Source organism: Hanstruepera ponticola (assembly GCF_012931685.1).
Classification (GTDB): Bacteria; Bacteroidota; Bacteroidia; order Flavobacteriales; family Flavobacteriaceae; genus Hanstruepera; species Hanstruepera ponticola.
In genome coordinates this window covers 775,603-795,980 of record NZ_JABANC010000001.1, presented here as the reverse complement: position 1 = coordinate 795,980, position 20,378 = coordinate 775,603, and the positions used below count along the sequence as shown (strand labels likewise).

22 protein-coding genes are annotated in these 20,378 nt (G+C 34.2%); 12 read left to right on the top strand and 10 right to left on the bottom strand.

The genetic code is table 11. The features are described from left to right. Positions 1-798: a universal stress protein gene (locus HGK31_RS03545; RefSeq protein WP_191858509.1), complete on the bottom strand. Its 798-nt coding sequence runs from the start codon at positions 796-798 to the stop codon at positions 1-3. A 57-nt stretch (positions 799-855) separates the two neighbouring features. On the opposite strand from HGK31_RS03545, the gene HGK31_RS03540 reads away from it, so the two are divergent. Genes HGK31_RS03540 through HGK31_RS03530 form a run of 3 tightly spaced genes read left to right on the top strand, consistent with a single transcriptional unit; the run spans position 856 to position 2,887 of the window. Continuing rightward, entirely contained in the window at positions 856-1,356 is a 501-nt protein-coding gene (locus tag HGK31_RS03540) for a GNAT family N-acetyltransferase (RefSeq protein ID WP_191858508.1), read from the top strand. Further along, positions 1,353-2,687, top strand: coding sequence for an MATE family efflux transporter (locus HGK31_RS03535; protein WP_191858507.1), 1,335 nt, complete (start codon positions 1,353-1,355; stop codon positions 2,685-2,687). The genes HGK31_RS03540 and HGK31_RS03535 overlap by 4 nt, the downstream gene beginning before the upstream one ends. Before the next feature lie 23 nt (positions 2,688-2,710). Further along, positions 2,711-2,887 (top strand): hypothetical protein, encoded by a 177-nt coding sequence (locus tag HGK31_RS03530; RefSeq protein WP_191858506.1) that lies wholly within the window; start codon positions 2,711-2,713, stop codon positions 2,885-2,887. Between the two features lie 84 nt (positions 2,888-2,971). On the opposite strand, the gene HGK31_RS03525 is transcribed toward HGK31_RS03530, so the two are convergent. Then, complete coding sequence (locus HGK31_RS03525; protein WP_191858505.1) at positions 2,972-3,613, bottom strand: 2OG-Fe(II) oxygenase; 642 nt, start codon at positions 3,611-3,613, stop codon at positions 2,972-2,974. A gap of 90 nt (positions 3,614-3,703) precedes the next feature. Here HGK31_RS03525 and HGK31_RS03520 point away from each other — a divergent pair, with 90 nt between their 5' ends. After that, on the top strand, positions 3,704-4,153 hold the full coding sequence (locus HGK31_RS03520; RefSeq protein WP_104735178.1) for a 6-pyruvoyl trahydropterin synthase family protein: 450 nt from the start codon (positions 3,704-3,706) through the stop codon (positions 4,151-4,153). Between the two features lie 81 nt (positions 4,154-4,234). Next, on the top strand, positions 4,235-4,987 hold the full coding sequence (locus HGK31_RS03515) for a UDP-2,3-diacylglucosamine diphosphatase (protein WP_191858504.1): 753 nt from the start codon (positions 4,235-4,237) through the stop codon (positions 4,985-4,987). Here HGK31_RS03515 and HGK31_RS03510 read toward each other — a convergent pair. From HGK31_RS03510 to HGK31_RS03495, 4 genes are all read right to left on the bottom strand, one after another. Next, complete coding sequence (locus tag HGK31_RS03510) at positions 4,984-6,255, bottom strand: MFS transporter (RefSeq protein WP_191858503.1); 1,272 nt, start codon at positions 6,253-6,255, stop codon at positions 4,984-4,986. The genes HGK31_RS03515 and HGK31_RS03510 overlap by 4 nt on opposite strands. Positions 6,256-6,258: 3 nt before the next feature. After that, a complete protein-coding gene (locus HGK31_RS03505) occupies positions 6,259-7,305 on the bottom strand; it encodes an OmpA family protein (RefSeq protein ID WP_191858502.1) in 1,047 nt (348 codons plus the stop codon). A gap of 47 nt (positions 7,306-7,352) precedes the next feature. Continuing rightward, positions 7,353-9,053 carry a single-stranded-DNA-specific exonuclease RecJ gene (recJ, locus tag HGK31_RS03500; protein WP_191858501.1) on the bottom strand — a complete coding sequence of 567 codons (1,701 nt, stop codon included), beginning with the start codon at positions 9,051-9,053 and terminating at the stop codon, positions 7,353-7,355. Between the two features lie 111 nt (positions 9,054-9,164). Further along, entirely contained in the window at positions 9,165-9,590 is a 426-nt protein-coding gene (locus HGK31_RS03495) for an OsmC family protein (protein ID WP_191858500.1), read from the bottom strand. Positions 9,591-9,667: 77 nt separating this feature from the next. Between HGK31_RS03495 and HGK31_RS03490 the strand changes: the two genes are divergently transcribed. Further along, a complete protein-coding gene (locus HGK31_RS03490) occupies positions 9,668-10,270 on the top strand; it encodes a carboxymuconolactone decarboxylase family protein (protein WP_191858499.1) in 603 nt (200 codons plus the stop codon). Positions 10,271-10,724: 454 nt separating this feature from the next. Here HGK31_RS03490 and HGK31_RS03485 read toward each other — a convergent pair whose 3' ends face one another. From HGK31_RS03485 to HGK31_RS03470, 4 genes are read right to left on the bottom strand one after another with little or no spacing between them, the layout of a single operon-like run. After that, positions 10,725-11,321, bottom strand: a complete 597-nt coding sequence (locus HGK31_RS03485) for a uracil-DNA glycosylase family protein (RefSeq protein WP_191858498.1) — start codon at positions 11,319-11,321, stop codon at positions 10,725-10,727. 14 nt (positions 11,322-11,335) lie between these two features. Next, complete coding sequence (locus tag HGK31_RS03480) at positions 11,336-11,773, bottom strand: hypothetical protein (protein WP_191858497.1); 438 nt, start codon at positions 11,771-11,773, stop codon at positions 11,336-11,338. Between the two features lie 4 nt (positions 11,774-11,777). Next, on the bottom strand, positions 11,778-12,449 hold the full coding sequence (gene rsmI, locus HGK31_RS03475; RefSeq protein ID WP_191858496.1) for a 16S rRNA (cytidine(1402)-2'-O)-methyltransferase: 672 nt from the start codon (positions 12,447-12,449) through the stop codon (positions 11,778-11,780). Beyond that, the gene (locus HGK31_RS03470) at positions 12,449-13,180 is read right to left on the bottom strand and encodes a hypothetical protein (RefSeq protein ID WP_191858495.1); all 732 of its coding nucleotides are present in this window, start codon (positions 13,178-13,180) and stop codon (positions 12,449-12,451) included. The genes rsmI and HGK31_RS03470 overlap by 1 nt, the downstream gene beginning before the upstream one ends. 104 nt (positions 13,181-13,284) lie before the next feature. Between HGK31_RS03470 and HGK31_RS03465 the strand changes: the two genes are divergently transcribed. The 6 genes from HGK31_RS03465 to HGK31_RS03440 all read left to right on the top strand — a co-directional run bounded on the left by HGK31_RS03465 (position 13,285) and on the right by HGK31_RS03440 (position 20,280). Next, positions 13,285-13,941: a thymidine kinase gene (locus HGK31_RS03465; protein ID WP_104735161.1), complete on the top strand. Its 657-nt coding sequence runs from the start codon at positions 13,285-13,287 to the stop codon at positions 13,939-13,941. Continuing rightward, positions 13,925-15,031: an alanine racemase gene (gene alr / locus HGK31_RS03460; RefSeq protein WP_191858494.1), complete on the top strand. Its 1,107-nt coding sequence runs from the start codon at positions 13,925-13,927 to the stop codon at positions 15,029-15,031. Before HGK31_RS03465 ends, alr begins: the two co-directional genes overlap by 17 nt. Positions 15,032-15,103: 72 nt before the next feature. Beyond that, positions 15,104-15,505 (top strand): large conductance mechanosensitive channel protein MscL, encoded by a 402-nt coding sequence (gene mscL, locus HGK31_RS03455; RefSeq protein ID WP_104735159.1) that lies wholly within the window; start codon positions 15,104-15,106, stop codon positions 15,503-15,505. Positions 15,506-15,629: 124 nt separating this feature from the next. Continuing rightward, positions 15,630-16,619, top strand: a complete 990-nt coding sequence (locus HGK31_RS03450) for an aspartate-semialdehyde dehydrogenase (RefSeq protein WP_191858493.1) — start codon at positions 15,630-15,632, stop codon at positions 16,617-16,619. 192 nt (positions 16,620-16,811) lie between these two features. Then, positions 16,812-18,182, top strand: coding sequence for an Ig-like domain-containing protein (locus HGK31_RS03445; RefSeq protein WP_233450972.1), 1,371 nt, complete (start codon positions 16,812-16,814; stop codon positions 18,180-18,182). A 16-nt stretch (positions 18,183-18,198) separates the two neighbouring features. Beyond that, positions 18,199-20,280, top strand: coding sequence for an FG-GAP-like repeat-containing protein (locus tag HGK31_RS03440; protein WP_191858492.1), 2,082 nt, complete (start codon positions 18,199-18,201; stop codon positions 20,278-20,280). The last annotated feature ends 98 nt before the right edge of the window (positions 20,281-20,378 follow it).

Here is a 20,378-nt window from a genome sequence, read left to right as displayed (position 1 = left end):
TTATTTTATTCCACTCAACACTAAAACTGGCAATGTCGAACTATAAAAATCTTTTTTCAATATAGTATTATTCTCCCAAAGTTTAGTAAAAAACCCTCGCTTTCGTCTTACAACACACAATAAGTCTGGATCATTATCTTTGTAGTGTTCTAATACACCTTGAAATGTTGTTGCGTTCTCGCTTTTTGTGGTATTGGTAATTAATTTCGCCAATTCAGGATTTACATCAAAATCACCTTCATTGTAAAAAGGAGTTTTTACCAAAAGTAAATTCACAATAGATTTAAACTGGTCTTTTATAGAAATTAATGGTTTTAAGGCATTTTCTTTTCTAATCACGGCCGATTTTAAAGCCATTAATATATAAATAATGGGTTTGAATTTTAAGCCTTCAGGAACAATTAAAGCTGGAATGTTGGTCTGTTTTATAATCTTTCCAGAGGTTTTACCTAAATACACCTCTTCGTTTACTGAATTGGTTCTAGGTTCTATCATGATTAAATCAATATCCAATGATTGGCAAACCAATTCTAACGTGTCAATAAGTTTTCCTTTAAAAGTTTTTACAATTACCTCGACATCTTTAGTATTCACTTTCTTCACATGACTGTGCAAAAAATCAAGACTTTCCCGCTCTAAAATATGATCAACTTTTATCATAGTTCCTGCTTTGGTGTAAACATTATATATCTGAACAACATATATTTTTGCGCCAAATACTTTAGCAAAATCAACAGCATATTGCAAATGGCTTACCGCATTTTTAGATGATCCAACAGGAACTAAAATATTCTTCATAATCAATAATTTAAAAACTAAATTTACAAGAAATTTTTGCAAAAGTAAACATTAAATATGATTCGAAAAGGAACTATTGCTGATATTGATTCTATTTTGGAAATCACCAAAGCTTGTGCCCAATTCATGATCAATCAAAATATTTTTCAGTGGAATGAGTTTTATCCAAATAAGTCAGCTTTCGTAAATGATGCTAAAATGGGCGAATTGTACGCTTTGGAAGTAGATAAGAATCTCATTGGAGCCATCACTATCTCAACCCATATGGATTCTGAATACATTCCCATAAAGTGGCTCACAACCAACAGTAATAATATATATATCCACAGACTCGCTGTTCATCCTGATTATCAAGGGCAAGGATACGCTCAAAAACTTATGGACTTTGCAGAAGAATTTGCCATAAAGAACAACTATACATCTATAAGATTAGATACGTTTTCAAAGAATAAAAGAAACCAAAAGTTTTACGAACTTCGTGGTTATAAAAAATTAGGTTCTGTTTATTTTCATAATCAAAGTCAAGACCCTTTTTATTGTTATGAACTAGTTCTGTGAGCGCACCAATAACCTTAAAACATATAAACAAATTAGCCATACCTGCACTAATCTCGGGAGTGTCAGAGCCTATTTTATCAATTACTGATACAGCCATTGTTGGCAATATGCCTGTTGATGCTACCGAATCTTTAGCAGCCGTTGGAATAGTAGGTGCTTTTATTTCCATGCTTATTTGGGTTTTAGGACAAACACGAAGTGCCATTTCATCTATAGTTTCACAGTATGTTGGCGCCAATAGTTTGGACAAGGTTAAAGACCTTCCTGCCCAAGCCATTTTTATAATTACATCATTAAGCATCCTTATAATTTTAATTACTTATCCACTTGCTGAATCCATCTTCAAGCTCTACAATGCTTCAGACATGATTTTGAATTATAGCGTAGATTATTATAGGATTCGTGTATTTGGTTTTCCTTTTACTTTATTCACCATTGCTGTTTTTGGAACCTTTAGAGGGCTTCAAAACACGTTTTATCCTATGATAATTGCTATTGTTGGCGCCACAGCAAATATTGTTTTAGATTTTGTTTTGGTATTTGGCATTGAAGGCTTTATTCCTGCCATGAATATTAAAGGAGCTGCTTATGCTAGTGTTATTGCGCAACTGTTAATGGCATTGGTTTCAGCCTATTATTTACTAACAAAAACGACTATTCCTTTACGTTTTAGTTTGCCTTTTAATATTGAAATTAAGAGATTTCTACTCATGATTGCAAATCTGTTTATTAGAACTTTAGCGCTTAATGTGACGTTGTATTACGCCAGTGCCTTTTCAACAAGCTATGGCAAAGAATATATTGCAGCTTATACAATAGCCATAAATTTATGGTTTTTAGGCGCTTTTATAATTGATGGCTATGCCAGTGCCGGAAACATCCTTTCTGGTAAATTATATGGCGCCAAAGATTATAGTAAACTGATTACCTTAAGTAACCAACTTATTAAATACGGTATCATTGTAGGTGCTGCAATGGCCATTGTAGGTGCTTTAGTTTATTATCCCATAGGCACTGTTTTTACTAAAGATGAAGCTGTATTAAACGAATTTTACAAGGTGTTTTGGATGGTTTTAGCCATGCAGCCTTTATGTGCATTAGCTTTTATTTTTGATGGTATGTTTAAAGGTTTAGGGAAAATGAAAACCTTAAGAAATGTATTGATATTTTCAACCTTTTTAGTTTTTGTTCCTATTCTGTTTTGGCTGGATTCACTTGACTATAAACTTTACGCCATTTTTATTGCATTTACTTTCTGGATTATTGCTAGAGGTCTTCCGCTCATTATAAAATTTAGAAAAGAATTTTTGCCGCTATCACAAAAAGGCTAAATTTGATTTACTAATATCTCATTATGATTGTATTAATAAATAGGCTTCAACAGGTTAATATTGAAGAGAAAATAAAAGATGCACCTGATAACTCTTATGAAATAGGTGTTTTTATTGGTTCCATGTTGCCATTCGTACTACTTGTAGTTGCAGCCTATGCTATATATAGATATAACAAAAACAAACTTAACAAAGAATAATTATGGGAGGCAATATGCTTTTTTTAATACTGGCCGTAGTACTAATTATTATTTACGTGTATAACAGAAACAAACGTCGTTAGATTATCTGGTTTTTAGCCATCCTGTAATACTCAGCCGTTCTGTATTAACGGGTTTAACTTCGTGTTCTAAAATCTGACTTTCAAAAATAACAACGCGCCCTGGAAATGGATAAACAACCTTTTCAGTTTCCTGTCCGTCATTATTTAGGTATAATACCAGTTCGCCTCCGTTTTCAGGTGACCAGCCATCTTCATTTAAATAACAAACAAAGGACAATTTTCGTCTGTCATCATTTTGAAACGTATCTAGATGTCGTTTATAAAATGTCCCTTCAGGGTATAAGGCATAATGAAACTCTTTATGTAAAATTCCCAAAAAGCAAGTCTTGTTTAAATAATCGACCAAGTTGTTTATTTTATTAAAAAACAATCGTTCTGAATCATCAGCTCGTTGCTCATCCATCCATAAAATCACATCACCGCGAATAGATTTTACAATGGTTTCATTCACGCGATTACCAATAGCGGCCTTCTTAAAAGTGTTTTCTTCGTGTTTCTTTAATAAGGATTGTCTCAAAATACAGACCTCTTCATCTGAAAAAAAATTCTCAACAATACTGTATTTACGTAATAATATATCACCTATAATGCCCTCAAATTGAGGGTTTTCTACAAAAGAAATTTCTTCAAACAACTGATTCATTGCTAACTAAATTTTTAAAAAGCTCGCAAATGTAGTCTAAAAACCTATTGCTTTTACAAAACAATTATATTTGCATTGAAAAACAAGATTATGGGTACTATTCGAATTACCAAACAATTCTCTTTTGAAACTGGACATGCTTTGTATGGCTATGATGGCAAATGTAAAAATGTTCATGGGCACAGTTATAAATTATCGGTTACAGTTATTGGAAAACCTATAGATGATGCCTCACATGTTAAACATGGCATGGTTATAGACTTTGGAGATTTAAAAAAAATTGTAAAAGCTGAAATTGTAGATATATTTGACCATGCAACAGTTTTTAACAAGAATACGCCTCATGTCGAGTTGGCAAAAGAACTTGAGGATAGAGGCCATAATGTGCTGTTGGTTAATTACCAACCAACAAGTGAAATGATGGTGATTGACTTTGCTCAAAAGATTAAGCAACATTTACCTAACCACATTAATTTGCACTCACTAAAACTGCAGGAAACCGAAACCAGTTTTGCGGAATGGTATGCGTCTGATAATTAGCTAACAGTCGCAGTTATCAGTTAGCACGCTTTTGCAAATAATCATTCGTGTATTCGTGGCTATTTTATTTATATTTACTTAATGAATATTCCCAAAGGAAAAAAAATATACTTCGCATCAGATAATCATTTAGGTGCGCCAACACAAGAGGCCTCACGACCTCGTGAGCTCAAATTTGTTGCTTGGTTGGATGCGATAAAAAAAGATGCTGCAGCTATTTTCTTGATGGGTGATTTATTCGATTTTTGGTTCGAGTATAAAACTGTGGTTCCAAAAGGATTTACTAGAACATTAGGTAAACTAGCTGAAATAAGTGATTCTGGCATTCCTGTTTATTACTTTGTGGGCAATCATGATTTATGGATGAATGGGTATTTTGAAGAAGAACTTAACATTCCTGTTTATCATAAACCTCAAGAATACACCTTTAACAACAAAACCTTTTTAATTGGTCATGGCGATGGTTTAGGGCCTGGTGACAAAGGGTATAAACGCATGAAAAAGGTTTTTACCAATCCGTTTAGCAAGTGGCTATTCAGATGGTTGCATCCCGATTTGGGTGTGAAGCTTGCTCAATATATGAGTGTAAAAAACAAGCTGATATCTGGTGACGAAGATGCCAAGTTTTTAGGTGAGGACAACGAGTGGTTGGTGCAATACTGTAAACGCAAGTTAGAAGACAAACATTACGATTTTTTTGTGTTTGGTCACAGACATTTACCGATGGAAATTGACCTCAATCAAACATCTAAATACATCAATCTTGGTGACTGGATAAATTACTATACCTATGGTGTTTTTGATGGTGAGAATTTTGAGTTAAAAAAATTTTAATTATCTTCTTTTTCATGCTCCTCTATATCTCTTGTCAAGTCTAGTTCTCTCAATGGCTTATTTTTTACACCCATAATAGCTACAACTACTAACGTAACCGTACCACCTAACATCACTGCTAATGGTGCACCAAATATTCTGGCAGCAATGCCGCTCTCCAATGCGCCAAGTTCATTTGACGATCCAACAAACATAGAATTAACAGCGCCTACACGACCTCTCATATCGTCAGGTGTTTTCAGTTGTAAAATCGTTTGACGTACCACCATAGAAATACCATCAAAAACACCTGAAAAGAATAAGGCCAATATGCTTAACCACATCAGTTTTGATGCTCCAAAAATTATCATGCATATGCCAAAACCAAAAACCGATATCAGTAATTTCTTTCCGGTATTCTTGGTTATGGGAATATAGGTTGTTGCCAACATAGTAATAATGCTTCCAGAGGAAAGCGCTGCATTTAACATCCCGAAACCTTTAGGTCCAGCATCTAAAATATCTTTTGCAAATACGGCAAAAATAGCTACAGCACCACCAAATAATACGGCTATCATATCTAAAGTTAGTGCTCCTAAAATAACCTTGTCATTAAATACAAACCGTATTCCGGCCTCTAAACTATCTCTTACAGATTCATAAATTTCTTTGTTTAAAATAGGTTTCTGTTTTATTTGAAAAACCAAAAACAAGGCTAAAAGAACCAATAAAAATATAATACCCAACGTCATGTGAACCCCTATCCACGCAATTAAAAAACCTGCTAAAAGTGCTCCAAAAACATTGGCACCTTTCCATGTACTACTACTCCATGTTGCAGCATTAGGATAAACTCTTTTAGGTACCAATAACGCAATCAACGAAAAAATAGTTGGACCAAAAAAAGATCGCAATACACCTCCAAAAAATACCAAGCTATAAATACCATATAAAATAGCTTTAGTACTCCATGAGGTTTCAATGGTTTCTGATGTCAACCAAAACAGACCAAAACTTATTAATGAAAACAATGCAATACAGCGCATGAATAAATTTCGTTTTTCTTTTTTATCGACAATATGTCCAGCAAAAGGTGCTAATAAAAACGCGGGTAAAAACTCACAAAGACCAATTATACCAAGTGCCAAAGGATCTTCAGTTAAGGCATAGACTTGCCATTCTATGACTACAAATTGCATAGACCAGGCCAAAACCAAGGCAAAACGCAAAATCAAAAAAATGTTGAATTCTTTAATGCGTAGCGCAGCATACGGGTCATTCTTCTGCATAGATTATTTAAATATTAATTTGAACTCAACACGCCTATTTAAAGCACGTCCTGCTTCAGTATCATTGTTGGCTACTGGAAATTTATTACCATAGCCTGTGGCAGTAATGCGTTCTGGTCTTAAGCCTTTTGAAATTAAATATAAAGCGACTTCTTTGGCTCGTAACAACGATAGTTCATCATTACGTTTTTGAGTGCCAACATCATCGGTGTGTCCATAAATTTCAATTTGTAAGCGCTTGTTAGCGTTAAGGTAATTGTATAGTTGGGTTAATTCGGCTTTTGAAGATGCGATCAAATTATGTTTGTCAAAATCAAATAGGACGTTTTGAAGCGTATAAACTTTATCATTCTCTAATTCTTGGTTTTCCGAAATTAAATTGGATTCAATACTAGCTTGTTTTTCCGTTTCAAAAGGCTCGACGCTTACATCATCTATATAGTAATACGATGCGTCTGGATCTTTTGAATTATGAACTTTTATCTTGGATATTTTACTATTCTTATCAAAGTTTCCAATGATAAAATAGGATTCAAATCCTTTCGCTATATATTCAAAAGTTACTTGTTCCCATCCTACTTTTTCAGAGTAATAATCCTGACTATTTATTAGCACAAAATGACTGTTTTGCTTTGTGTTTAAAACCTTATTTAGGTTTATATATTTATCTGAATTTTCCTTTAGAGGCTCTTTCAAAAACAAAACGCCTAAATCTCGAATAGCATGACTACAATTTTCTGCTAAACTGATGTAAAAAGTAAATGTGTATTTTTTTTCAGCAGTCAAAGTATTTGATAGTTCACCTTGAACATATTCTTTATAATTTTCAGGAGCCATTGCATACATGCCACCATAGCCTTTTCCTGTTCTGGCTTTTTGATTTCCAAAAAAGTTAATATTACCAATCTCTTTACTACATGAATTAAAATAATCGGTAGTACCAATGTTTGGTGTGTTCCAATCCAAAACATTATGATTAAACCCTCCAATTAACGATGGACATGTTTTATATTCTTCAAAACTGGGGTTTAAAACCAAATTTTGTGACATGGCGAGTTGAAAGCACATGATAACTAGTATAAAAACCCGTTTATTCATTATTTTAAATCACGTAATTTCAATTGAAGGGATACGGTTCCATTCCAATGATTTTCGTCAATGGTATAAACTGCTTTAAACGGTTTTCTATCCGAAATCAAATCATATTTAAATCCAAGTCCAAAACCAATAGCTACAATTTTTTGACCTCTCGACTCCGCTCGAGGTGACATAACCGTTAATCTTAAATGGGATTCATCTTCACCCACACATTTTCCGTAGCCTGTATCACATAAATTTTCACTCATAAAAACAGGTGTCATATTGCCTGGTCCAAATGGTGCAAATTGTTTAATAATACGCAATAATTTATCATCAACCTGATAGAGATTAATATTCAAATCAACTTTTATTTCTGGTGTCAATAATTTCGTGTCAATCGTTTTTGAAACCACATCTTCAAATGCTTGTTTAAAGGCTTCGTAATTTTCCTCTTTGAGTGTTAATCCTGCAGCATATTTATGGCCTCCAAATTGCTCTATATGTTCACTACACGCCTCTAAAGCATTATACACATCAAAACCAGAAACCGAACGTGCAGAAGCTGCTAGTTTATCACCACTTTTTGTAAAAACCAAAGTTGGTCTGTAATAGGTTTCTATCAATCTAGAAGCCACAATACCAATAACACCTTTATGCCAAGTTTCATGGTAAACAACAGTAGTAAAACGTTCCTGTTCTTTTTGTTCTTCAATTTGTTTAAGAGCTTCTTCTGTAATGCGTTTATCTGTTTCACGTCTATCGGTATTAAAAGTATCTATTTCAACAGCATATTCTACAGCTTGATTAAAATCGGTTTCAGTCAACAAGGTTACCGCATGATTACCATGTTTCATGCGTCCTGCTGCATTTATTCGTGGAGCCACAATAAAAACCACATCTGTAATGGAAAGTTCTTCCTTTTTAACTTCTGCTATTATGGCTTTTATGCCAGGTCGTGGATTGGTATTAATCACTTGTAAACCAAAATAAGCTAAAGCACGATTTTCTCCAGTAATTGGTACAATATCAGCACCAATAGCCGTGGCTACCAAATCTAAATATTCGGCTAAATCTTCAACTGTCTGACCTTGTTTTGAAGCCAATGCTTGAATAAGTTTAAACCCAACGCCACAGCCACATAATTCTTTAAAAGGATACTCGCAATCCTCACGTTTAGGGTCTAAAATGGCTATAGCATTAGGTAATTTGTTGCCTGGTCTATGATGGTCACAAATAATAAAATCGATACCTTTTTCTTTGGCATAAGTTACCTTGTCAACGGCTTTAACACCACAATCCAAAGCAACAATTAATGAAAATCCGTTATCCTCTGCAAAATCGATACTTTTAAACGACACACCATAGCCTTCATCATAACGATCTGGAATATAGGTGGCAACATTTTCGGTTTGTGCTTTTAAATAGGAGCTCATTAAGGCAACTGACGTCGTTCCATCTACATCGTAATCGCCATAAACCAAAATATTTTCGCCTTCAGCAATTGCTGTTTCAATGCGTTTAACAGCTTTATCCATGTCTTGCATTAAGAACGGATCATGCAAATCGTTTAAACTTGGGCGAAAAAAGGTTTTGGCATCTTCATACGTTTCGATGCCCCGTTGTAATAACAATGTTGCAACAATCTCATCAACTTGCAATGCTGCTTGAAGGTCTTTTAGTTTTTTTGGATCTGGTTTTGGTTTTAGCGTCCAGCGCATATTTTTTAAATCTTAAGTGTCATGCTGAGCTTGTCGAAACATCTCAATATAATTTGTGTTCGCTACTTTTTCACAAGGTCTCGACTCCGCTCGACCTGACATAATAGTTAATTACTTATTATGATAATGGATTGACGTCTTCACGTCTGCAAACTTTCTAAACATTTCCATAACGCCACAGTATTTTTCAATGGATAAATCAACCGCTTTTTGAATTTTATTTTCGTCTAAATTATCACCATAAAAATGATACTCAACTGTAACTGTATGATAATATTTTGGATGCTCCTCGGTTAATTCGCCATAAGTATCCATTCTAAAATCGGCTAGTTTTACCTTCATTTTATCTAAAATTGATACCACATCCAAGCCCGAACAACCAGCCAAAGCCGAGAGCATCATAGCTTTTGGTGACAAACCGGAATTATGTCCACCATGTTCGGGACTCGTGTCCATTAAAACCGTTTTCCCATTCGGATTGTCTGATTCAAATTGCATATTCCCTTTCCAATGTGTTGTGACTTTATTTGTTGCCATTGCTGTAGATTTTTCGTTTATTGTGATAAATAAAAATGTTGAATTGTTCTTTCAAAAATACCAATAAAAAATAGACTATGCCATTAGTAACACCATTATCAGCCGAACATGATTTAGAAACCAAAGAATTAGCAGAATTCTTTAATGAGACCCTGGGATTTTGCCCAAATTCGGTATTGACCATGCAACGCAGACCAGCGATTTCAAAAGCCTTTATAAACCTCAACAAAGCGGTTATGGCCAACGAAGGTCGTGTGACATCTGCCTTAAAACGTATGATTGCTTGGGTAAGTAGTAATGCAACAGGTTGTAGGTATTGTCAAGCGCATGCCATTCGTGCTGCTGAACGCTATGGTGCAGAACAAGAACAATTAGATAATATTTGGGAATACAGAACCCATCCTGCTTTTAGTGATGCCGAACGTGCTGCCCTCGATTTTAGTTTGGCTGCCAGTCAAGTACCAAATGCTGTTAATGAAACCATTAAAAAACGCTTATACGAACATTGGAATGAAGGTGAAATTGTTGAAATGTTGGGTGTTATTTCATTGTTTGGATATCTGAACCGTTGGAACGATTCTATGGGAACATCTATTGAAGAAGGTGCGGTGGAAAGTGGAAATCAGTATTTAGGAAAACATGGTTGGGAATCTGGGAAACATGATGGTTCGCAGTATTAAACATTTTTTAGAGAATAGAATCAAGACATAAGACCGCTTCGCTGTTAGAATATAGACAAACCTTGCTAGAAATAGTAGGGTTTTATTTTTTATAAACCCCACTAACTACGTGTATTCTAAATCTTCCTTTTATAATTTTATACAATTATAGTATACAATCAAAGGGATGAATTTACTGTCCTGTTTAAAGAAAAGGTAGTGTTTATGTTTACACCAATAACTAAAATTAAAATGTTTTTAATCAATTTTAGATTAAATTCATACGTGTAAAACTCTGTTTTATTTAAATGATAAACATTGACATGAATATATTAACTAAATTGAAAGGCAAATACCTTCTAAAGGTTGTAATTTGCCTTGCCTTGCTAGTTGTTTTTGTTGTTATAACGTTTTGTTTACTCCTAGTATTCTTCAATAATGAGTTAGTAAAATTTACTGGATCTTTATAAAATTATTAGATATTTCTTCCGGAATAGGTGGGTTGTATTATTCCTTTAATTCTGTTTCTCAAATCTGGCAAAACTTCAACCTCAAACCAAGGGTTCTTGGTAAGCCAAAATCGGTTTCGAGGGCTTGGATGCGGTAAGGGTAAATAATTTGGTAAATAGTCTTTGTAATTTTTAACTGTTTCGGTTAAGGTGCTTTTAGCCTGCTCTTTTAAATAGTAACGTTGTGCATACATCCCAATTAAAAGTACTAATTCAACCTTCTGCATCATATCAAATAAGGGTTGGTGCCATTGCGGCGCACATTCTGGTCTCGGTGGTAAATCGCCTGTTTTTCCTTTACCTGGATAACAGAATCCCATAGGTATTATGGCAAAATGTTTAGGATTGTAAAACTGTTCGTTTGTAACCTCCAGCCAGTTTCGTAATTGCTTGCCACTGGCATCATCCCAAGGAAACCCAGAAGCATGAACTTTGGTTCCCGGAGCTTGACCAACAATTACAATTTTAGAATTTATATCGGCAGAAACAACAGGTCTTGGACCTAATGGTAAATGGTCTTTGCAGATGCTGCAGTGTTTTATGTCATTTAATAGACTCTTCACTTTTAACAAAAAGATTAATTAGCTATTTTCCTATAGCATAAACCCAGCATATTTGGTGATTCGCATATGTCAATTACGCCTGGCTCTGTACAAAATTCTGTATCTACTTTTACAACACATCTAGTAATATCTAAATAATTTATAGCTTGTAGTGAATCCGAATCATTTCCTAATTTTATTTTTTCTAAAAAAAGACTTTTTACTTTAAAATTATAAAATGAGTTCTCTTTTAATTCCTCACAAAATTGTTCATTTACCTTTTTTGATATTATCTTATAATTTATTCTTTCGTTGGAAGCGTAAATCACATAGTAATCTCTAATCGAATCAATTTTGTATACTTTAGCATTGATCTCCTTAAAAAAATCAACTTTTTGAGATTTAGGTTCATTGTCTAATTGAGTGCCTTTACAAGAAATCAAAATCAATATTAAAGCAATAAACCTTTTCATATAATTACTTTTTTCCACCAACCACAATCACAATTTCACCTTTTGGTGGTTTATTGGTATAATAATCTAAAACCTCTTTGGCAGTTCCGCGAATGGTTTCTTCATAGAGTTTGGTGAGTTCGCGTGACACCGAAACAGGTCTGTTTTCACCAAAATACTCGCAAAAATTAGTGAGTGTTTTTAGAAGTTTATGCGGACTTTCGTAAAAAATCATCGTTCTAGTTTCTTCAGCAAGTAATTTTAATCGGGTTTGCCGTCCTTTTTTAACTGGTAAAAAGCCTTCGAACACAAATTTGTCATTAGGCAATCCGCTGTTTACTAGCGCTGGAACAAATGCTGTTGCGCCTGGTAAACAATCTACTTCAATATTGTTTTCAATACAAGCGCGCGTTAATAAAAAACCAGGATCGGAAATGGCTGGTGTGCCAGCATCACTTATCAAGGCTATACTTATACCGCTTTTTAATTTATTAATTAACCCTTCAACTGTTTTATGCTCGTTGTGCATGTGATGTGATTGCGAAGGCGTATTAATTTCAAAGTGCTTAAGGAGCTTGCCCGATGTTCGGGTATCTTCAGCTAAAATTAAATCGACTTCCCTTAAAACTTCTATAGCTCTAAAAGTCATGTCTTGTAAATTTCCTATGGGTGTGGGAACGATATAGAGCTTACTCATTAAATGAACTTACTTTCAATAATTTCCATAAAACGTAATTCATAATTCTCTTTGCCCTCCCAGTTGTTGTAATCAGGCTTAACCATATTTTGAATAAACGTTTTTGAATCTTCAAATGTACTTTTTGTATTTATTTGTGAAAGTACACGATCATAATCTTCACTTTTGCCTTCAAACAAATGCTTTATAAAAGCAATTTTATCATTAAGACCAATAGTAATACCTTTTTTAAGTCTATCATTTAGAGACTTTGGTGCCTGTTTTTCAGATTTTTTTACAGGTTCAAAAATAGGTTCCTCAATGAAGTCGGCAGTCAGTTCATCCAAATTACTTTTATGGACCTTGGTAGTTGTTCCCGCTTTTTCAAATATGGCATCCACAGCTTGAGCTTCTTGAGGCATTTGAGCAACCATGTCTTTTATTTTTTCTATCGCAGGTTCCATAATTTCTTCATGTTCAGATTCATCAAGGTTAATATAAACCTTGTCTTCAAACTCTATATTGTCACTTACTTTGTTGTTAAAGGCCACATCTAGCATATCAAAAAATGAAGAATCATTTCCAATAGTTGGCAAATCATCTTCTAAATTCTCTTTGGCAAATTTCAATACAGTTAGTTTTTCATAAAGAGCTGCTACTTCACTGTGCATTTTTTCAATATCATCTTGGCCTTTTAGTTTAAGTATTTTATGTGCAATACTCATTAATTCAGCTTCCAATTTCTTCTTCATAACTTTTTATATTTAAAACGAATTTATGCTTTTGATTTTTAATAAATTTACGCCACCTTTATACAAAACGAAGGATTGCTTTGTTTTAGTGTTAAAATTACAAAATGTTTCTCGAAAATACAGTAAATCATAAAGAACAATTTGGATGGATTGAGGTCATTTGTGGTTCTATGTTCTCTGGCAAAACCGAAGAATTGATTCGCAGGCTTAAACGCGCCCAATTTGCAAGACAAAAAGTGGAAATCTTCAAACCTGCTGTAGATGTAAGGTATGATGAAGACATGGTTGTGTCTCATGACGCTAACGAGATCCGTTCTACGCCAGTTCCTGCAGCAGCTAACATTCCTATTTTAGCTGATGGTTGTGATGTGGTTGGTATTGATGAAGCACAGTTCTTTGATGATGAAATTGTTCGCGTCTGTAATGATTTAGCCAACAAAGGTGTACGTGTCATTGTAGCGGGTTTAGATATGGATTTTAAGGGTAATCCGTTTGGTCCCATGCCTAACCTTATGGCTACTGCAGAATATGTGACGAAAGTACATGCCATTTGCACTAAAACAGGAAATCTAGCACAGTATAGCTACCGAAAAGCTAAAAGTGACGATTTAGTTTTGTTGGGTGAAGTTGATGAGTACGAACCATTAAGTCGCGCGGCATTCTATAAATCCATGCTTCGAGATAAGGTTCGTAATATGAAGGTTAACGATGCTGAAGAAATAGATTCCAATACAGATAAAGCGAATGGGAAAAGTGCATGAAACCATTCTTGAAATAGATTTAAAGGCTTTAAAACACAATTTTAATTTCTTAAAATCTAAATTACAATCTAACACCAAACTACTCGCAGTGGTTAAGGCATTTGCATATGGAAGTGATGCCAATGAAATTGCTAAATATCTTGAAGAATTAAAAGTTGATTATTTTGCTGTTGCTTACACCTATGAGGGTGTCGCTCTGCGTGATGCAGGCATAAAAACGCCTATTTTGGTGCTACATCCACAGCCCATAAATTTTAAAACTATAATTGAACGTTGTTTGGAGCCCAGTATTTATAGCCACAAGATTTTAAATGCTTTTATAAACACTTCAGAAGAGGAAAGCCAGAATAATTACCCTATTCACCTCAAGTTTAATACAGGTCTAAACAGAATAGGTTTCAATGCAAATGATGTTGAAACAGTTATGTCAAAAATTGGTACAACAGAATCCATAAAAATAAAATCTGTCTTCTCTCATCTTGGTGCCAGCGAGGACTTAAACGAAAAAACATACACAAACAATCAGATTAAAAGTTTTGACTCAATTGTTTCAAAAATAGCACCCAAGTTAAATTATCAGCCTATTTATCATATGTGCAATACCTCGGGAATTTTAAATTATCCTGAAGCTCATCTAGATATGGTTCGATCAGGGATAGGTCTTTATGGCTTTGGAAATTCTGAAAAAGAAGATTCTAATTTTAAACCTGTAGCAACTTTAAAATCTGTGGTTTCTCAAATTCATAGTATTGAATCTGGTGAGAGCGTTGGATACAACCGAGCTTTTAAAGCAACTAAAAATCTACGATCAGCGACTATACCTATTGGTCATGCCGATGGTATAGGCAGACAATATGGCAATGGGAGAGGATTCGTAACTATTAATAATCAACCTGCATTTATTTTAGGCAATGTTTGTATGGATATGATTATGGTTGATGTCACTGAAATTGATTGTCAAGAAGGTGATGAGGTTGTTGTTTTTGGCAAATCACCAACTGCTGTTGAGTTTTCAAAAACAGTTAACAGTATTTCTTATGAAATAATTACCGCAATTTCACAGCGTATTAAGCGTGTTTATTTAAAATAGCTAATTGCATATCTTATTTTTAAAAACTTTTTTCTAAATTAGAAATCAGAACATTAACTAAAAACTATTAAAATGCTAAAAGAATTTAAGGAATTTGCAATGAAGGGAAACCTTGTTGACATTGCAGTAGGTTTTGTAATGGGTGCTGCTTTCAAAGAAGTAGTTACAGCCTTTACCGGAGGAATCGTATCTCCATTAATTGGTTTGATTTTCAATGCAGATTTCAAAGACCTCAAATACATTATTACCGAAGGCACTGTTAATGCAGAAGGTGTTGCAGAAGGTGAAGTTGCTGTACTTTGGGGTGCTTTTGTAACTAATGTGATTGATTTTATTATCGTGGCTTTTGTTATGTTCATGATTGTAAAAGCTGTGAATAAAATGAAAAAGAAAGAAGAGCCAGCTCCAGAAGAACCTGCAGGACCATCTGAAATCGATTTATTAAAAGAAATCAGAGACTCGTTAAAAAAGTAAGTTAGCACACCGCTACAATACATAATTTTAACCCTAAACCACTTCCTGAAGCGAAGTGGTTTTTTTTATACTTTTTTTAAATTCAATCTTTGATTATTGCTACTTTTGTAACAAATTAAATCATATGAAAATAGCAGTTGTGGGCGCCACTGGAATGGTTGGCGAAGTTATGTTAAAGGTTCTTGAGGAGCGTGATTTTCCAATAACAGAATTAATTCTTGTAGCATCAGAAAAATCGGTTGGGAAACAAATTCCTTTTAAAGGAAAAATACTCACGGTTGTCGGACTAAAAACTGCTGTGTCATTAAAACCACAAATAGCTTTATTTTCTGCAGGCGGTAGTACTTCTTTAGAATGGGCTCCTAAATTTGCAGAAGCTGGCACAACAGTAATAGATAATTCTTCCGCTTGGCGTATGGATCAGGATAAAAAACTCATAGTTCCAGAAATCAACGCCAAAACATTAACGAAATCTGATAAAATAATTGCAAATCCAAATTGCTCAACCATACAAATGGTAATGGCTTTGGCGCCTCTTCATAAAAAGTACAAAATCAAGCGTATTGTTGTTTCAACTTATCAATCTATTTCTGGAACAGGTTTAAAAGCTGTTAAGCAGTTAGAGAATGAATTGGCTGGTGTTTCAGGGGAAATGGCCTATCCATATCCAATTCATCAAAATGCCCTGCCGCATTGTGACATTTTTGAAGACAACGGCTATACCAAAGAGGAGATGAAATTAGTTCGTGAAACTCAAAAAATTCTCGACGATAAAACAATTGCTGTAACAGCAACGGCTGTGAGAATTCCAACAGCAGGTGGTCATAGTGAATCAGTGAATATAGCTTTTGAAAATGATTTTGACTTAAATACAGTTAGACAAATCTTACAAAATACACCTGGTGTTATTGTCCAAGATAATACAAACACAAACACCTATCCTATGCCCATTTATGCCAATGGGAAAGATGATGTTTTTGTAGGCAGAATTAGACGTGATGAATCACAACCCAACTCTCTAAACATGTGGATTGTAAGTGATAATTTACGAAAAGGGGCTGCTACAAATACGGTTCAAATTGCTGAATATTTATTGAATAACAGCTTGATTTAATTTTTATTTAGTTAAGTAGGGTTTTTTGTTGTTTAACTGTTTAGTTATTAGAAGTCGTCAAGGGTTTTAAAGGATAATGGACAAGCGCTTATTTTTTTGAGCCTTCTTGTCTGATAAAAAGCGTATTACAACTAATTAATTATAAAGATTTTACCTTTGTATTTATATTTACTATCCAAATTTTTACCATACATGATGAAAAATTACTTGAAATCTTTATGCATCGTTGGGCTAGTTTTAGTTTATTTTTCTTGTAGTGATGATGATTCAAATTATTCACCTTTGGTAATACAGGCTAATTCAGATTCTAGTGAAGTGTTTCAAAATACTTTTGTAGAAATAGATGTACTTGCTAATGATATAAATATTCCGAATAATGGTGTGCTTACCATATCATCATCAACAAACGCAACAATTGAAGTCCTCACAAATAACACACCCAACAACCCTAGTGATGATAGTATTTTATATACTCCCAATGGCTTATTTTCTGGGAATGATGTCTTTGAATATACTATATGTAACGACAACCAAAATTGTGCAACAGGAACTGTAACGGTATTGGTTCGCCCAGTGACTCCTGTAAATTATGACCCAACAGCTTTTCCTTATAGCACCCTCTCTGAATACAATTTTTTTGAAGGTGATTTAAAAGATTTAAACCCTGTTTATGGTGTTATTCCTTACGATATAAATTCTGCACTTTTTAGTGATTACGCTCATAAAAAACGTTTTGTTTGGATGCCAAACGGCTCTAAAGCCAGTTACGAAAATGATTATTCATCCTTAAATTTTCCCGTTGGATCCTTTTTGATAAAGAACTTTTACTATGACAATGTGCTCCCAGAAAATGTAACCAAAATTATTGAAACTCGAATAATGTACATGACAGATGAAGGGTGGGAGTTTGCAAAATACGTCTGGAATGATAACCAAACAGAAGCAACTTTTACAAATGATGGAAGTTTTGTTAGTTTCGATTGGATTGAAGATTCAGAAACTAAAAGTGTTAATTACCGAATTCCGTCTCGTGCAGAATGCTTTACCTGTCATAATAAGTTTGGGGAACCTCAAGCAATTGGACCAAAACCGCAGAATCTTAATAAAGATTACCCTTATAATTCAGGTGTCATGAATCAAATGGCTAAATGGGCAGATTTTGGATATTTAGAAGATTCATATCCTAATGAAATTGAAACTACAGTCTCTTGGGACGATCCTAATGAACCAATTGATTTAAGGGTTCGCTCTTATATTGACATAAACTGTGCGCATTGTCATGCTGAACAAAGTTATTGTGAATACAGACCTATGCGATTTGCTTACAACACTAATGACGACTTAACCAATATGGGTGTATGTGTCGAACCAGATACCAACATTGGAAACGATTACCCATTTATAATGAATCCTGGAGATGCAGACGCTTCTGTCGTTATGTTCCGAATAAGCTCCATTGAAGAACAATATAGAATGCCGCTTCTTGGCAGAACCTTACAGCACATAGAGGGTGTTGAACTAATCCGTGAATGGATGAATTCTTTACCTGACAGATGTGAATAATATTAACATAAAAACTATGAAAACTAAATTACTTTTTTCAATAATCATTGGTTGCTTTGTAATAACTCAAACTTTTGCACAACCTAGTAATGATGTTATTGGCGGCGCTATTCCAATTACTCCTTCTCCTGAAGGAACAGGTTGTGATACGCCAACTTTTGTTCTGCCTTTTTCAACAGATGGAACGACGGATAGTGAACTACAAGGCAATTGCAGTACATCTGGATTAGATCAATTTTTTACTTGGACAGCTACATCTTTAGGGCTTTCATTCTCATCACAAGCTCCTGGTAACCCTGGAATAACTGTGTGGAATGCAAATGGAACTATTCATTATGACTGCACTGATACTTTTGCTAATGAAACTGTAAGTGGTTGGGAATTAGGTGATGAACTAATCATTCAAATTTATGACTTTGAAGGAACAGCCTTGTCGGATGTTGCTTTTTGTCTAGAGATTAACAATATTGCACCTCCTCAACCCTCACCTATCTCATTCACAACTCAAAACTTCACCTCATTAGGTATAAACCAAATAAAATGGGCTGTTGTTGATATGAATGGTGATTTTCTTGATGATATAGTGACCGTTGGAACTTATACGTCATCTGAAATAAATGTGCAATTTCAAAATACTTCTGGTAACTTTACTAACATAAACATAGACACTCCTGATGCTGATTTCACCCCTTCTTGGAGTTTGGCCGCAGCAGATTATGATAAAAATGGTTATACTGATTTAGTTTATGGGAATGGTAGTGGTGTGACTTTTATGAAAGCAGAAATAAATTCATCTAACTTAAATAATGGGAATCCATTTGATGATGTAACAAGCTTTATAGAATCTTCAGGATCTGAAGATGTCTTTTCGCAACGGTCTAATTTCGCTGATATAAATAATGATGGTCATCTAGATGCTTTTGTTTGCCATGATGTAGCTCCAAACGTATTTTATATTAATGATGGGTCCGGGAATTTAATATTTAACCAGGGTGGTCTAGGTGATTATGCTTCTGGTGGAAATTACGGCTCAATTTGGATAGATTATGATAATGACGGTGATTTAGACATGTTTATTGCAAAATGTGGTGGTGAAACAGAGCGGAGAAAAAATCAAATGTTAAGAAATAATGGTGATGGCACTTATACAGAAGTTGCAGCCTCACTTGGTCTTGATGACCCTATGCAAACTTGGTCATCAGCTTGGGGAGATTTTGATAATGATGGTGATATGGATGTTTTTGTTGGTGCTAGTACAGGTACTCATAAACTAATGAGAAATGATGTAAATACATCAGGTGTTTTTACAAATGTTACCGTTGGCTCTCACGTTACAGATCTGACAACTACAGGTCACGAAAATTTAGCTTTTGACTTTGACAATGATGGAAACCTTGATATTGTCTCTAACGGAAATATTCTTTTTGGAAATGGTGATTTAACTTTCTATTCCATAGAAAATATTATTCCATATGTCAACGGTTCTTTTGGAGACCTTAATGATGATGGGTTTATTGATGCTGTTACACAAAATAATGGTGTTGGAACTATTTATATGAATGATGGTACAGTGAATAACTGGATTAAAATTCATACTGTTGGAACTACAAGCAATGGAAATGGTATAGGAGCTCGTGTTGAAGTTTATACAAATTCTGGGACGCAAATAAGAGATGTACGTAGTGGCGAAGGATTTGCTTTTATGAGCAGTTTAAATACTCACGTTGGTTTAGGCACTGATACCTCTATTACTAAAATTATTGTTAGATGGCCATCAGGGTTTATTGATCAAATTGATAATCCTGCAATTAACCAATCACTAACTATTACAGAAGGTGACTTCCCTTTAAGTGTAGTTGATCAATCTATTTCTGAAATGATTATATATCCTAATCCTGTTAACAATATCCTCTCAATTAAAACGAATGATGATTTGTCAGATAGAGTGGCAACTATTTTTGATATAAACGGAAAGCGTGTGTTAAATGGTTTTATTGTTAATAACACAATAAATGTTTCTGGTTTATCTTCGGGCACATATTTTTTACGACTAGAATCAAATGGTAAACAAGTAGTGAAAAAAATTATTAAGATTTAATTTTAACAAATATGTTAATTCAAAAAGACTCATGTTTAAAACATATGAGTCTTTTTTGATTTTAATTAATATCTTGTTTATCTTCAATGGTTTAATAA